We start from the raw sequence: 14,257 nt of genomic DNA, 5'->3' as shown, positions 1-14,257 counted from the left end.
CTGTGCTCCTCCCCTGCCCGAAAACCTTCGCCAGCATTTTGCCCATTATTGCGCATGTGCGTGCGCGTTGGCAGGGCACTAAAACAATGGTTACCGTTTCTTCACTCGCGCTCTTTTCTCAGAATGCGCACACAACAGTTAGACTTTCCTACGTTTGTTTCGCGAAACCGGACTCAAACGAGCAACGTGGCCCACCCTGAGCCCCGTAAGACAGTATTTCTGGAGTAACTCACGTGTCTGCACCGACAGAACCAGCATCAGAGCAGCAGCTACAACGCGGCCTGCATAATCGCCATCTACAACTCATCGCGATCGGCGGAGCCATTGGAACGGGGCTGTTCCTCGGCTCGGGCAAGGTCATCAGCCTAACCGGCCCGTCGATCCTCTTTATCTACGCCGTCATCGGCTGCATGATGTTCTTCATCATGCGGGCGCTCGGCGAGATCCTGCTCTCGAACCTCAACTACAAGACCTTCGGCGACATTGCCAAAGACCTCATCGGCCCCGGCGCCGGCTTCGTCGTGTCATGGACCTACTGGCTCACCTGGGTCGTCATCTGCGTCGCCGACATCGTCGCGATCACCGGCTACGTCACGTACATTAACGCGTCGATTCCCACGTGGATCCCCGCCCTCGTCGCAGCCTTCGCCCTTCTCCTGCTCAATTTGCAGCCGGTCAAGTTCTTCGGCGAGTTCGAGTTCTGGTTCTCACTCATCAAGATCATCGCGATTCTCGCGCTCATCGTCACCGGTATCGTGCTGCTCGTCACGGGCTTCCACAACCCCGACACCGGCACCGCAGCCTCGCTCGCGAACCTCTGGTCAGACGGCGGGCTCTTCCCGTTCGGCGCCTCGGGCTTCCTGCTCGGGTTCCAGCTCGGCATCTTCTCATTCATTGGCGTCGAGCTCATCGGTACCGCTGCGGCCGAGACCGCCGATCCGCATAAAAACCTGCCGAAGGCGATCAACTCGATCGTGCTGCGCGTACTCATCTTCTACATCGGCGCGCTCACCGTCATCATGGCGATCACGCCGTGGCGAGAACTCGACCCCGAGGCGAGCCCATTCGTCACGACCTTCGCCTACGCGGGCTTCGGCGTCGCGGCGATGGCCATCAACATCGTCGTGCTCACCTCGGCGGCCTCGAGTGCGAACTCAGGCTTCTACTCGGGCACCCGCATGATGTTCGCCCTCGCAAAAGACGGCCACTCGCCCAAGCGCTTCGGCATCGTCGACGAGCGTGGCGTGCCCCGCCAGGCCGTCTTCTTCTCGGCAGTGTTCCTCTTTACTGCGATCCCGCTGCTGCTCGCAGGCGATACGGTCATGGAGGCCTTCACCTTTGTCACCTCGGTCGCCTCGGCCTTCATCATCTTCATCTGGAGCATGATCGTCGTGAGCTACATTCGTTACTCGCGCATGCACCCCGAGCGCCACGAGGCCTCAAAGTTCAAGATGCCGCTGCACAAGATCATGCCGTGGGTCATTCTCGCGTTCTTCGCGTTCATTGCGTTCACGCTCCTGCTCGCCGAAGACACCCGCATGCCGCTGCTCTGCACCCCCGTCTGGTTCGTCATCATCATCGCGATGTGGCAGCTGCGCAAGCGCAAGCTCACCCGCGAGGGCAGGCCACTCACGCAGGCCGTGACGTTGCCCGGCTTCGGAGAGGACGAAGAGGGCAAGCACTAAACGCTCCTGCGCGCACACTGAAGCGCGCCGCACGGTGCGGGGCCCCGGCGACTGGTTCGCTGGGGCCCCGCTGCTGTGTGGCGGCGTCGCGGCGCGTTCCCTGCCGATGCGCCTGCGGCGCCCCACCTGTTGGCGATGTCTGCGGTGCGCTCCCTGTCACGAGCTGCTAGCGGATGCTGAACTGCACGCCCACTCGCGCTTCTCTGCCAGGGTCAAGCCAGAACCGGGTCACGCCGCATCGGCACGTGTGCAATCCCGTCTTCGAGAAACGTTTCGCCGTCGCGCACGAACCCGTAGCGGCCGTACCAGCTTTCGAGTGGTTCTTGGGCGTCGAGCACGATGGGCAGCTTGGGATCCTCGCCAGCCGGTTCTGTGGTCGCCGCTCCGGTGCTCGCCGGTTCTGTGCTCGCCGGTTCTGTGCTCGCCGCTTCGATGGCGAACTCAAGCATGCGGCCTGCAACGCCCAGGCCCCGCACACTCGGGTGTGCTGCGACTCGGCCGATCCGCAGGGCTTCAGGGTCGCGCAGAATGCGCAGCGTCGCGACAACCGTTCCACCCTCGGTCACCCACACCTGCTTGCTCTCGGGCTCGAGGTCTCGCCCGTCGAGCTCTGGGTAAGCGCAAGCCTGCTCAACAACAAAGATGTCGGTGCGCAGCCGCAGTACCTCGTAGAGTGTTTCGGAACTCATGCTGCTCAGGTGGCCGATGTGCGTCTCGTAAGTCATATCTCTGTTGTAGCAGTGTGCGGAGGTGTGAGCGAGTAACCGCTTCTACAGAAGTACAGTGTCTCGCTGTTTTCTTGGTTTCTGAGCCGTTTCGCGCTCGTTTCGCACTCGTTTCGCGCTCGCTCCTCCCCTCGCACTCGTCGAGTGGTCAAAAAGTGTCGATTTTTCTCGAATTTTCGACACTTTTTGACCACTCGAGGTGGAAAGTGACCACACTGTGCGCGCCAGCCCCGTGTTGAGCGCGCTCCAGAAATGAAGTTCAGATGTGGAACCTATGGGGCGAGTACGATCGCAGTTCGGTCACGTCACAGAGGAAGTGCGGCTGAGCCTCGGCTAAGGGCCCGGGATAGCGACCCTAATGATCGCACGCACACACACTTGCACGTACAGCTACGAGTACACCTGCGGAGATTTGAACCCGACCTTCGTTGTGGGGTGTTTGATGCCTGTACTTCCTACTGTTTATCTCAGTTTTGGGCAAAAAAGAAAGCCCCTGATTTCTCAGAGGCTTTCTTCGTTACGCGGAGGATGAGGGATTTGAACCCTCGAGGGCGTGAACCCAACACGCGTTCCAGGCGTGCGCCATAGGCCGCTAGGCGAATCCTCCTGAACCGATGCGAACACCGGCACTTGAGCAATAGTACCCGATCGGCAAGCGCCCTGTCTGGGCCGAGCGTCAAGGGCCGCGCGTAGGCACCGACTCGGGCGCCAAAGCCGGCCGCGAAGCCATCGAAGCTACCCTCGAGCCCGCCAAACGAGCACGGAAGCGGCAATTCGGGTACCATAGGGAAGTCGCAGTACGCGCAACCAAAGCCTGTGAGTTTCGTCGACAACTTGCTTTATAACGGTACGGTAACGCATACTAGGGAAGGTTCAATTTACTTGGACTTTTCTTGTTGGCAACCGAAGGAACAACTTTTGAAGCAACAGACTGGTAAGACATTCATTGTCTCCCTCGTCTCACTACTGACGGTTTCTCTCGGCGCTACACCAGCTCTCGCTTCTCCCATGGAGCCAGCCACGAGTACCGAGGTACTCGCATCTATCGGCCAGCAGCTCAACACTGAAGCGTCACTCACGCAGTCACACGACCTCGACACCATGCTTGAAGTTGTCGACATTGATTCTGCACCAAGCCACGGCTACAACGTCGAGGCGACGATCGCCGCGGCAGAAGCCGAGGTCGGCACAAGCCGCCCCACCGGCTGGAGCCAGCCTGGCGAGTGCATCATCTCAGCAAAGCGCTGGGTGCACGCAGGCGGCGGACAGTGGACCGGCAGCGGTACACCCGTTTCAAACTACGTTGGCGCAGCTCGCCTCACGCTCGACATGGTCGAGCCCGGCGACATCATCCAGTACGAAAACCTGCAGGCCCCCAACGCATGGGTCATGGGCGTTCACACCGTTCTCGTTACCGAGGTCAACGATGACGGCACCTTCACGATCATCGAGTCGAACAACCCCTACGGTTCAGGTCTCGTGACGAAGAAGGAGAACTGGACTCCGATTCCTCCGGCAGGCTTCCAAGCTGTGCCCTGGCGCTTCTAAGCCGCGCACCTTTCTCACCGCAGGCACCAGCGCCTGAACCGTACCGGAGCTGGGTACCTTCGCGCGCTACGTTACGCGTTTTCGCACAACGCCCGGTATACCTCGAGCATCTCTTCGGTTCGGCTTGACTGGCGCATCCCCTCGGTGAGCAGCTCGGGCACGCGCATCTCACCCGGAGCGCCAGAGGCGATCTCTGTCGCGGCGGTCGCGAGAACCGCGGCGAGCTCTTGCGCCGATCCGCTGGGTTCGATCCACGCCGGCGCAACGTCGACCGCAGACGCAATGTTGGCGTCACAGTACAACGTCGGGGTACCGAGCAGCGCGGCCTCATAGGGGGTCATTCCCTGCGTTTCAAAGCCCCGTGAGGTTTGCACGAGTACGTCGGCTCGAAAGATCTCGGCGAGCGTTTGCTCGTGTGAGAGGGCACCCGTAAAGGTCACGAGATCGCCCAGCGAGTGCTCGCGCACAAAGCGCACCGCTTGTTCGTACTGCAGGCCTGCACCAACGACCACGAGGTGCGCGCTACCTCCCGCCGCAATAAACAGCCTGAAGGCCTCGAGCATCTCGAAGAGACGCTTCTCGGGGCTCATTCGCCCGCACCACAGCATGCGCACGCCGGGGCCTCGCGAGAAGCTCTCAGCCTTGATCTCGTCAACAAGATCGTCGTGTACGCCGGTCGCGATGACCGCGAAGGGGCCGGGAACACCCGCTCGTTCAAGGTCGCCCGCGAAGTGTCGCGAAGGCGCAACCACTGCATTCGAGTCAGCAGCGAGTTGCGCGAGGTAGGCCCAGCCCCCGCGGGGCTTCGGGCGGCGGCGAGCAGCCACGGTTTGACGACCCGGCCAGCGCGGCCTGCCAAGCACGCAGCGCCGCACCGCTCGCAACGCCCAGAATACCGCGGGCGCAAAGGGCGTGACGGCCCGCGTTCCGGCGTCAAGATTATTGTGCATCGTGTTGACCGCGGGCACGTTCAACCGTCTCGCAAGTTGGTAACCGATAAGAGCACCCCAAAAGTCGCCCTGCACATGCACGAGCGTGACGGGAGGCAAGGCTTCGAGACGCCTGAGCACCCGTCGCACCGAGGCCTGCCCCGGCCAGCTTGCGCCGTAGCTTTTATCGCTCGTGATGGGCATTGCCGGGAGCTCAATAACGCCTGGCGTCGTAGTTTTCGCTTCGCCCGGGTTGAGGAGCCTTGGCGCGACAATCGTGACGCGGTGCCCCGCACGCTCGAGAAAAGTCTGTTGCACTCGAATCGACACCTGAGCGCCCCCGATGGTGTCGGGGTGCTGGTCGGTGACGATCAGAATGTGCACGGGCGTTACTCGCCCCGGTACATGCGTTCGAAGGTGTCGAGAGTTGTCGAGATGTCGTGAGCCTTAACCATCTCGAGTGACGAGCGCTGCATCGCCTCGAATTCGGGCTGGTCGAGACGCAGAATCTCGGTGATGCGCGCTGCGAGCTGCCGGTCATCGCCCGGGGTGAAGAGGTAGCCGTTCTTGCCCACCTCGACGAGGTGAGGCAGCGCCATCGCGTCGGCCGCGATGATGGGGAGCCCCGATGCCATGGCCTCGAGCGTCGCGATCGACTGCAGCTCGGCAATTGAGGCGATGGTAAAGATCGATGCGTTCGTGAGCGTGAGCCGTAGCTCATCGTCGGGCAGCAGGCCGTGCCAGACAACCCGATCAGCGACGCCGAGTTCGTTCGCGAGCGCCGTGAGAGGCTCTCGTTGATCGCCGCCGCCAACGATATCGAAGTGCACGTTGAGGTCTTCGGGAATGTGCGTGAGCGAGCGCAGAATCGTGTCGATCTGCTTCTCCTGGTTGAGCCGCCCGACGAAGACGATGCGCTGCGAGCCACGAGGCTCAAAGTTTGCGCGGTACTTCGCCTGGTCAATGCCACAGCTCACGGGAACCACACCGCGGCGCGAGGTATTGCGCTCAAGAAAATCGGCGGCCTTGCGGGTTGGCGTCGTGACTTCTTGGGCGAGTGAGAGCACCCGCCCCTCGTCCCACCACGCCCATTTGAGCAGCGGAACGCTGAAAAACTTAGGAGTCTTCGGGTCGAGAATGTTCTCGGGCATGATGTGGTTTGTCGCGAGCAGGCGAATGCCGCGAGCGTGTGCCTCGCGAGCGAGCCCCCTGCCGATGAGCAGGTGCGACTGAATGTGCACCGCGTCGGGCTGCACCGCGTCAATCACGCGCTTGGCCTCACGCTTTGCACGCCACGGAAACACGAAGCGAACCCACTCGTGCCCCCAGAGCTTCTGGCTCTTGATACGGTGCACGGGAAGTTCGACTCCCTCGATCGTTTCGTAGTGCACGCCGGGCCGCACGCCCTTCGGAGCCGGGGCCATGAGGTGCACCTCGACGCCGCGCTCGTTCAAGCCTGCCGCGAGTCGCTCGGTAAAGCGCGCAGCGCCGTTGACGTCGGGGGTCAGCGTGTCACAACCGATAAGCACCCGCAGCGGGCGGTCGGTGGGTAAAGCGGCCAAAAATTTCTCCTGCACTAGGCTACTGAATCGTTTTCAGTGTAGTTCGGTCGCACTGCTTTCACGTCGAAAAGTGCACCGACCAGCCATTCTTGGTACCTAGGTACTAGCGATATTCGGGCTGCCTCATACTCGCGGATGACGGCATGGCCGAAAGCGAGACCAAAGCCTCACTCTTCAACGCTTCGTTGCCCGCACAACGGTGAACGAGCGGTCTCTCGCTACCTGCTGTGTTGGGCCTATTTCACGTTCAATAACGGCGCGATGCCCTAAGTGTGAATTATAGACGACCAGTATGGTTGCCCCCTCAGCCAGCGCCCTCGCGGCTCCCCTGATAAGGGTTCTGGCGATCTCCTCCGAAACCACCTGGCCGGCGTGAAACGGTGGGTTCACGACCATGAGCTCTGCCCAGCCGTCGCCGACCGCCTCGGCCCCGTCTGCGCGCGTGACCGTCACTCTGTCGCTGACCCCGGCCCACCTGGCGGTCGCTTTCGTCGCGTTGACCGCGGCCCACGACTGATCGGTCGCGTGCACCTGCGCAGTCGGCCTGGCGAGGGCGGCAGCGACCGCGAGCGAGCCGTTACCGCAGCCGAGGTCGACGATGCGTGTGACATCTGGCGCGATCTCTGGGAGGTGTCGCAGCAGCAACCGGCTCCCGTGGTCGAGTGTCGGCCCACCGAACGTTGCCCCGTATGCATGCAGTGCAAACGGTAGGTCGGCATCGACCCCCGTCACTGGAAACGGCGGATCGGCCGGGTCATCGACCGGCCCCGTCGCGATGAGCAGTCGCGATTTTCGTTCGGCGCGTTCGGCCCGCACCGTGGTGAAGAATCGTGAGAGAACCTCGTTTTGCGCGAGGGTCATGTGTTTCACTCGCCCCCCGGCGATGAGGGTGACCTCTGGGTCGGCGTTCGTCGCGACCCAGTAGGCGATTTCAGCGAGTTCGTCGAGTGACTTGGGGAGTTGCAGGAGCACGGTCTTCGCGCCTTTGACCAGGTCACGGCCGAGCTCCTCATGCGTGAAGGGGAGCTCGCCCTCGAGTCCAAGCCTTGCCGCATTGCGCATGAGCGCACGCTCGTTGAGCAGGGTGTCCTGAAACACTCGCACCCCGCTAAGACCGTGCCCGCCCTGCTCTTTGGGCAGCACGAGGCTGAGGGTTATGGCACCGTGGCGTTCGCCGATAACAACGGTGTCACCGGGTTTCTCGCCAGAAAAGTTGTCACGCAGTTCAACTGCCCGCTGGACGAGCAGTTGGTCGGTTGCGTCATACGCGATGAGATCGTGGGCCTCAAGGTCAGGCTCACGCCGCAGCGCTTCGTAGTCAATCGTCACGGCTACGATCACCCGCGGTCGGGTCGCCAGACAACGACCTCGGCGCGACGCTGGGTTCGGGTGCCGCGCCTGAGCGTGACGACCTCACCCTCTGAACCGGCAGCAAACACACGCCGTTCTGGGTGTTTGAGCATCTCGCGAGCGAGGGCCTGTTCGAGCTCGCGAACCCGTTCTTCGAGGCCGCGAACCTTATCGTTGAGCTGCAGCACTCGGCGAATACCCTCGAGGCTGAGTCCCTCGGCTGAGTAGCTCGCGACTTGCCGCAGTCGCTCAATATCGTGCAGGCTGTAGCGCCTTGTTCCGCCGCTTGTGCGACCGGGAACAACGAGGCCAATACGGTCATACTGGCGCAGTGTCTGGGGGTGCATTTCAGCGAGCTCTGCAGCAGCACCGACGGCAAACACGGGGCTGTATTTATCGACCACGAGTTTCTTACGCTGTGCCATGGTGCACCTCCCTTACGTGTGTGGTGTCGGTGGCCCTGACAAGAGGGCCACCGACAGTGGTTACTTCATTCGCGAAACAAGGTCTGCGCGCGGATCTTCTTCGGGTTCAACCGTATGCCAGGCGTCAAGCGCCTTGCGCTGCTCACTCGTGAGATGAGCCGGAACGGCCACCTGCACCTCTGCGAGCAGGTCACCGGTGACCTTCGATGTTTTCACACCGCGACCTTTGACGCGCAGCACGCGCCCGCTCGGGGTTCCCGGCTGCACTCGCAGCTTAACCGAACCACCGCCAAGCGTTGGCACCTCGATCGTGGCGCCGAGCACGGCCTCGGTGAAGGTAATGGGAACGGTGAGCCTCAGGTTGTTGTCTTCACGCCGGTACACCGGGTGCTTGCGCACCGTGACCGTGAGAATGATGTCGCCTGCTGGCCCGCCGTCGGGGCTTGGTTCTCCCTTGCCCCGCACCTTGATCTTCTGCCCGTCTTTAACACCGGCGGGAATACGCACCCGCGTGCTCTCTCCCGTCGAGGTGCGCAGCGTCAGGGTCGAGCCTTCAACCGCGGTTTCCAGATCGAGCACGGTTGAAGTCGCGATGTCTCGCCCGCGCTGTGGGGCGCGAGCGCCCCCGCCACCGAACATGCCACCAAAAATATCTTCGAAGCCACCCGGGGCACCCTGGTAAGAGAAGTGCCCGCCACCGCCCCCGAAGGGACCGCCAAACATGTCTTCAAAGCCCTGGCCACCCGAGGTGAATCGTGCACCACCGGCGCCCATCGCACGAATCTGGTCGTACTCTTCGCGCTGTTCGGCATCGCTCAGCACATCGTAGGCTTCGCTGATTTCTTTGAACCGGGCCTCTGCTTTTGCATCGTCAGGGTTCGAGTCGGGGTGGTATTTCCTGGCAAGCTTGCGAAAGGCCTTCTTGAGTTCGGCATCACTCACATCTTTTGAGACACCGAGCATCTTATAGAAGTCTTTTTCAAGCCAATCTTGACTAGCCATCGGCACTCACCGCCACTGCAACCTTCGCGGGGCGAAGTTCGACCAAGCCGATGCGATACCCCCGTTCCACAACATCGAGAACCGTCTCTGACTCTGCGCCGGGAACCGGCACCTGCGCGATAGCTTCGTGATGCTGCGGATCAAAGGCTTCGCCCTTCTCACCGAACGATTCGAGCCCTTGCTTTTCGAGCGTGGTACGAATCTTTTGCGCGATGGTGAGGAACGCGGTGCCCTCGACAAGATCGCCGTGGGCCTCTGCGCGATCGAGGTCATCGAGCACGGTGAGCAGTGATTCGATGACCTTAGCCTTCGCCCGCTGCTCTTCAAGCTCACGATTGTCTTCCGTGCGCTTACGGTAGTTCGCGTATTCGGCGGTAAGCCTACGAAGGTCTTCAAGGTAGGGGTTTTCTTCCTCGGTCGCTTCGTCAGCTGCCGCACCCTCGCCCTTAGCCTCTGCGCTCTGCTCAGCGCCAAGAATGTCTTCGACGGTCAGGTCGCCCTCTTCAGCCGAGTGCGGCTCAGGGCCGGGAGCGCTTGCTCCCGACCCTGGCTGCTGCTCTTCAGCTGAGGGGTTCTCGCCGTTCTCCGGCGTGAGATCCTCGTGCTGTGTCATGGCTACTTCTGCTCCTCGTCATCTTCGACAACCTCTGCGTCGATAACGTCTTCTTCGTCTGTCTGGCCCTCAGCATCAGCCGCTGGGGCCTCCTGCTGTGCGGCCTCGTAGATGGCCTGGCCGAGCTTGCCCTGGCTCTCGTTGAGCTTGTCAAAGGCGGTCTGAACCGCAGCCTCGTCTTCGCCAGCGAGCGCCTGCTTCAGCTCGTCAAGGTCACCCTGAACCTCGGTCTTCACATCTTCAGGAAGCTTGTCGCCGTTCTCTGAGATGAGCTTTTCTACCGAGTAGGCAAGGTTCTCGGCCGCGTTACGCTTCTCGAGCGTCTCGGCGCGCTGCTTGTCTTCCTCAGCGTGCTCCTCGGCCTCGCGCACCATGCGATCGATGTCGTCTTGCGACAGCGATGATCCACCAGAAATCGTGATGGTTTGCTCGGTGCCAGTGCCCTTGTCCTTGGCCGATACCTGAACGATGCCGTTCGCGTCAATATCGAAGGTGACCTCGATCTGTGGAACGCCACGGGGTGCCGGGGCAATGCCAGTCAGCTCGAAGGTACCGAGGTTCTTGTTGTCGCGGGTGAACTCTCGCTCGCCCTGGAACACCTGGATCGATACCGAAGGCTGGTTGTCATCGGCCGTCGTGAAGGTCTCTGAACGCTTCGTCGGAATAGCCGTGTTGCGCTCGATGAGCTTCGTCATGCGGCCACCCTTGGTCTCGATACCGAGTGAGAGCGGGGTAACGTCGATGAGCAGAACGTCTTTACGCTCGCCCTTCAGCACGCCGGCCTGCAGTGCGGCACCGACAGCAACAACCTCATCGGGGTTGACACCCTTGTTGGGCTCGCGACCGTTCGTGAGCTTGGTCACGAGTTCGGTCACCGAAGGCATACGGGTTGAACCGCCAACGAGCACGACGTGCGCGATGTCGCCAACCTTAACGCCGGCTTCCTTAATCACGTCTTCGAAGGGCTTACGGGTGCGCTCGAGCAGGTCTTTCGTGAGCTCTTCGAACTTCGCACGAGTAAGGGTCTCTTCGAGGTTTGCAGGCCCGTTCTCAGTGAGTGAGAGGTAGGGGAGCTGAATCTGCGTGCTCATTGAACTCGAGAGTTCCTTCTTCGCCTGCTCAGCGGCTTCCTTGAGGCGCTGCAGCGCGATCTTGTCGCCCGCTACGTCAACACCGGTTGAGCTCTTGAACTGGCCGATGAGCCAGTCGACAACGCGCTGATCCCAGTCGTCGCCACCGAGGCGATTGTCGCCCGAGGTTGCTCGAACCTGAATGGTCGAGAAATCGTCGTCTTTACCCACCTCAAGCAGCGAAACGTCGAAGGTACCGCCGCCGAGGTCGAACACGAGAATGAGCTCGTCTTCTTTACCGCGGTCGAGGCCGTAAGCGAGTGCCGCAGCGGTTGGCTCGTTAATAATACGCAGCACGTTGAGGCCAGCAATCTCGCCAGCTTCCTTCGTCGCCTGACGCTCAGCGTCGTTGAAGTATGCGGGAACGGTGATGACCGCATCGGTCACCTTGTCGCCCAAGTACGACTCTGCATCGCGCTTGAGCTTCATGAGAATACGAGCGCTGAGCTCCTGTGGGGTGTACTTCTTGTCGTCGATCTGCTGGGTCCAGTCGGTACCCATGTGACGCTTCACCGAAGCGATCGTGCGGTCAACGTTCGTAACGGCCTGGCGCTTCGCGGTTTCACCAACGAGCACCTCACCATCTTTCGTAAACGCAACGACCGAGGGGGTGGTGCGCAAGCCTTCTGCGTTGGCAATAACGGTGGGCTCGCCACCCTCGAGAACGCTCACGACCGAGTTCGTGGTACCGAGGTCAATACCTACTGCACGTGACATATGTGCTTCTCCTTCATGCTAGAAAATCTAAAGTTGAGCCTGATGAACTCAAGTTTACAGATCGCCGGGGCCATGTCAAGCTCGTCACGCAAAACTTGAGTCACTCACACTCAATGTTCAGGATTCAATGAGCGGTCAACTTCGCTCCATCCCGGCTCGTGAATGCATAAAAGAGACCACCTGCTTCGGGAATTGGGATGGGGGTTGAAGCAGGTGGTCTCGGCTTGGAGGTGCGGTGGGCAGGGCCCTACAGCACAGGCTTGTGTCGGCCAGCCTTTCGAGCGCTGGCGCTACGTTTCATAGCGAGCATGGCGCGATTTCGGGCATCACGGGCTGCGTTGAACGCTTTACTGCGTTGTACCCACGCCAAAGCACTAACCCACGACGCATCCCGCACGAACAACATATCGAGAGCGATCATCGCGAGCGAGAACGGCCAGAGCCCCAACAAAACAGCGATACCCAGGTGCATGAAAATCAGGCTCGCCAGGGCAAAGATCCTCGTGGGCCGCCACAGAAGCATGAGCGGAAAGAGCGTTTGTACCCACAGGGCAATAAAGGTCGCGACATATATTACGAGCGAAGACTGCCAAATGAATTCGTTAACCATTGGGTACGCCATAAACACATCGAGCCTTAACGCATAAAAGAGCGCGGTACCATCGAGCCACTCATCGCCCAGAAGTTTCCAGACCCCTGATGTGACATAGACCACAATGATTTGAAAACAGCCCAGTATCAAAGCAGCGTTATGCGCCGCGTTCGACACGTGCGCTGGCAACCAGGCACGTGTTACTTTTCCTGCGCGTCGTTGCTTTGCACGACGCCTCGCGTCTAACGAGTAAAACTCGCCAAGGTTTGCAAAAAGCATGAAAAAGAGCGTGATGCGCATGAGCGTATCACCGCCGTTTAGCACGTATGGATTGTTTGCTTGTAGCGAGACGAGCATCACCAGCAAAACGAACGTCATTATGCGGGTGCGCCAGCCAACAATAAAGAGCGCCACAACAAGAATCAGGCCGAAAAACGCTATGTCAAACAGTACTGGTGATGACTTCGTGAAAATGAAGTCGAAGGTGTGAAAACCCCGTCGTTTCGCCTCTGGATCTACCCATAACGATGCGTGCCCCCAGAGCAATGCACGTTCAGCTGAGCTTGAGAGAAGCATCGCCAACAGCCCAACACCGTACAGAATGCGCAGCATCGAAAAGCTTCGCAAATTGTGCTGCCGGTCGGTAAACCACGCAACAGCTCGATCAAAGAGTGAATTATTGACCATTCGCAGCCGCCTCCTTAAACAACCTTTCTGCCCCCATACGGTGTATCACCGCACGGTATTCGTCGACTACGACTTTGGGGGCACGCACGTTTGACTGACGCCACCCAAAGGTCGTCACCGTCGGCTTAAACTGCTTCTCGTCATCAAAGCGATGGGTAAAATCATTCGGGCGATCAAGCACAATGCGCCACTGGACCCGTTCTATGTCTTTGCCGAAGCCTGCTCTCGCATAGAACGAGAGATAGCGCATTGTCATGTAGTCCATGCGCAAGAAACGGATTACATTAGCGTCGTTTTTGCCGAGTTCTGCGATGAGCTCTTCGCTAGGGATCGCTTCGAACCCTTCTTCACCTCTCTGAATAAAGGTGTCTTTGACACGAGTCTTCTGCTCATCGTCGAGAGCATTGAATCGCTTACGAAATGTTTGACTGAGGTTCCAGCTGCTCTTTTGAATGCGAGAGGGTATGACGTTGCCGGGAACAACTTTGGTCTCGAGATCTGTAATGGAGACCCAGTCTGACTTCACCATCACATCGTCATCAAACCACTGAGCTCGCATCTCAAGCGAAAAATTAGCCTTCATAATATTCGGCGCAAAAACCCGCCATGTCTGGGAAAAGTACGGGGAGGCCACCGATTGCAATTCCTTCTTCATAGGCGTGCCAGCAGGCAAAACCATGATCACCGTACCGACCATGACCAAGAGACTAAGCACCATCGCAGTAACTGCCGAGACTCTCGTAGCTAATACCGAAGCTTCACCACCGCCTCTGCGCTGTTTTGATCTCAAATCCTTTGACATCGTTCCCTTATCCCTTGTACCGTGCCGCGCCTATCAGCAACGGCTACCCCTGCAGCTTGTGTAATGATGAGCTATCACCGCGTGTAAAACCGGGCTGGGACCCGCCAAGAGCCCCAGCCCGGTTTATTTTTTGAGCTAGCTCAGCTCTTCCTCGTGCTTGTTGCGACGTGCAATGAGCACGGCCGCACCAGCGAGAAGGACGAGAAGAGCAGCGCCCGCGATCGGCAGAGTGAGCGCCGAACCAGTGTTGGGTAGCTGCCCCTTTCCACCGTTGCCTGGCTTCGCCGGGCTACCACCGTCTGCTGCACCGTTATCGGTAGCGTCAGCATCAGCATCAGCATCAGCATCAGCATCAGCATCAGCATCAGCATCAGCATCAGCATCAGCATCAGCATCAGCATCAGCAACCGTGTCAACCGTGTCAACCGTGTCAACCGTGTCAACCGTGTCAACCGTGTCAACCGTGTCAACCGTGTCAACCGTGTCAACC

General features: G+C 59.9%; 13 protein-coding genes and 1 tRNA gene. 2 read left to right on the top strand and 12 right to left on the bottom strand.

The genetic code is table 11. The features are described 5' to 3' along the window. Positions 1-233 precede the first annotated feature (233 nt). Positions 234-1,685: an amino acid permease gene (locus tag KTJ78_RS11160; protein ID WP_217135772.1), complete on the top strand. Its 1,452-nt coding sequence runs from the start codon at positions 234-236 to the stop codon at positions 1,683-1,685. Between the two features lie 212 nt (positions 1,686-1,897). On the opposite strand, the gene KTJ78_RS11155 is transcribed toward KTJ78_RS11160, so the two are convergent. Further along, entirely contained in the window at positions 1,898-2,410 is a 513-nt protein-coding gene (locus KTJ78_RS11155; protein WP_217135770.1) for a GNAT family N-acetyltransferase, read from the bottom strand. Between the two features lie 522 nt (positions 2,411-2,932). Beyond that, a tRNA-Ser gene (locus KTJ78_RS11150) sits at positions 2,933-3,017 on the bottom strand. 311 nt (positions 3,018-3,328) lie between these two features. Between KTJ78_RS11150 and KTJ78_RS11145 the strand changes: the two genes are divergently transcribed. After that, a complete protein-coding gene (locus tag KTJ78_RS11145; protein WP_254259638.1) occupies positions 3,329-3,958 on the top strand; it encodes a CHAP domain-containing protein in 630 nt (209 codons plus the stop codon). Positions 3,959-4,029: 71 nt separating this feature from the next. Here KTJ78_RS11145 and KTJ78_RS11140 read toward each other — a convergent pair whose 3' ends face one another. The 10 genes from KTJ78_RS11140 to KTJ78_RS11095 all read right to left on the bottom strand — a co-directional run. Further along, positions 4,030-5,271 carry a glycosyltransferase gene (locus tag KTJ78_RS11140; RefSeq protein ID WP_217135768.1) on the bottom strand — a complete coding sequence of 414 codons (1,242 nt, stop codon included), beginning with the start codon at positions 5,269-5,271 and terminating at the stop codon, positions 4,030-4,032. Between the two features lie 5 nt (positions 5,272-5,276). Continuing rightward, positions 5,277-6,449: a glycosyltransferase gene (locus KTJ78_RS11135; RefSeq protein WP_217135767.1), complete on the bottom strand. Its 1,173-nt coding sequence runs from the start codon at positions 6,447-6,449 to the stop codon at positions 5,277-5,279. A gap of 174 nt (positions 6,450-6,623) precedes the next feature. Beyond that, on the bottom strand, positions 6,624-7,778 hold the full coding sequence (locus KTJ78_RS11130; protein ID WP_217135765.1) for a class I SAM-dependent methyltransferase: 1,155 nt from the start codon (positions 7,776-7,778) through the stop codon (positions 6,624-6,626). An 8-nt stretch (positions 7,779-7,786) separates the two neighbouring features. Then, complete coding sequence (locus KTJ78_RS11125) at positions 7,787-8,224, bottom strand: heat shock protein transcriptional repressor HspR (RefSeq protein WP_217135764.1); 438 nt, start codon at positions 8,222-8,224, stop codon at positions 7,787-7,789. Between the two features lie 60 nt (positions 8,225-8,284). After that, positions 8,285-9,226: a DnaJ C-terminal domain-containing protein gene (locus tag KTJ78_RS11120; RefSeq protein WP_217135762.1), complete on the bottom strand. Its 942-nt coding sequence runs from the start codon at positions 9,224-9,226 to the stop codon at positions 8,285-8,287. Further along, positions 9,219-9,839: a nucleotide exchange factor GrpE gene (locus KTJ78_RS11115; protein ID WP_217135760.1), complete on the bottom strand. Its 621-nt coding sequence runs from the start codon at positions 9,837-9,839 to the stop codon at positions 9,219-9,221. Before KTJ78_RS11115 ends, KTJ78_RS11120 begins: the two co-directional genes overlap by 8 nt. Positions 9,840-9,841: 2 nt before the next feature. Continuing rightward, on the bottom strand, positions 9,842-11,686 hold the full coding sequence (gene dnaK / locus KTJ78_RS11110; RefSeq protein ID WP_217135759.1) for a molecular chaperone DnaK: 1,845 nt from the start codon (positions 11,684-11,686) through the stop codon (positions 9,842-9,844). 247 nt (positions 11,687-11,933) lie between these two features. Then, positions 11,934-12,965 (bottom strand): HTTM domain-containing protein, encoded by a 1,032-nt coding sequence (locus KTJ78_RS11105; protein WP_217135757.1) that lies wholly within the window; start codon positions 12,963-12,965, stop codon positions 11,934-11,936. Further along, positions 12,955-13,767, bottom strand: coding sequence for a DUF5819 family protein (locus KTJ78_RS11100; protein ID WP_217135756.1), 813 nt, complete (start codon positions 13,765-13,767; stop codon positions 12,955-12,957). The genes KTJ78_RS11105 and KTJ78_RS11100 overlap by 11 nt, the downstream gene beginning before the upstream one ends. Before the next feature lie 135 nt (positions 13,768-13,902). Continuing rightward, positions 13,903-14,257: LAVTG motif-containing sortase-dependent surface protein (locus tag KTJ78_RS11095; RefSeq protein WP_217135754.1), on the bottom strand; the 355-nt coding region annotated here is incomplete at its 5' end.

The organism is Leucobacter chinensis, assembly GCF_019049105.1.
In the GTDB taxonomy this organism is placed as follows: Bacteria; Actinomycetota; Actinomycetes; order Actinomycetales; family Microbacteriaceae; genus Leucobacter_A; species Leucobacter_A chinensis.
This window is presented reverse-complemented; position numbering and strand designations above follow the sequence as displayed.

Bases quoted from the DNA above. Each gene is read 5' to 3' on its own strand.
- KTJ78_RS11155 (WP_217135770.1), bottom strand. From the start codon at position 2,410: ATGACTTACGAGACGCACATCGGCCACCTGAGCAGCATGAGTTCCGAA.
- KTJ78_RS11125 (WP_217135764.1), bottom strand. From the start codon at position 8,224: ATGGCACAGCGTAAGAAACTCGTGGTCGATAAATACAGCCCCGTGTTT.
- KTJ78_RS11120 (WP_217135762.1), bottom strand. From the start codon at position 9,226: ATGGCTAGTCAAGATTGGCTTGAAAAAGACTTCTATAAGATGCTCGGT.
- KTJ78_RS11115 (WP_217135760.1), bottom strand. From the start codon at position 9,839: ATGACACAGCACGAGGATCTCACGCCGGAGAACGGCGAGAACCCCTCA.
- dnaK (WP_217135759.1), bottom strand. From the start codon at position 11,686: ATGTCACGTGCAGTAGGTATTGACCTCGGTACCACGAACTCGGTCGTG.
- KTJ78_RS11105 (WP_217135757.1), bottom strand. From the start codon at position 12,965: ATGGTCAATAATTCACTCTTTGATCGAGCTGTTGCGTGGTTTACCGAC.
- KTJ78_RS11100 (WP_217135756.1), bottom strand. From the start codon at position 13,767: ATGTCAAAGGATTTGAGATCAAAACAGCGCAGAGGCGGTGGTGAAGCT.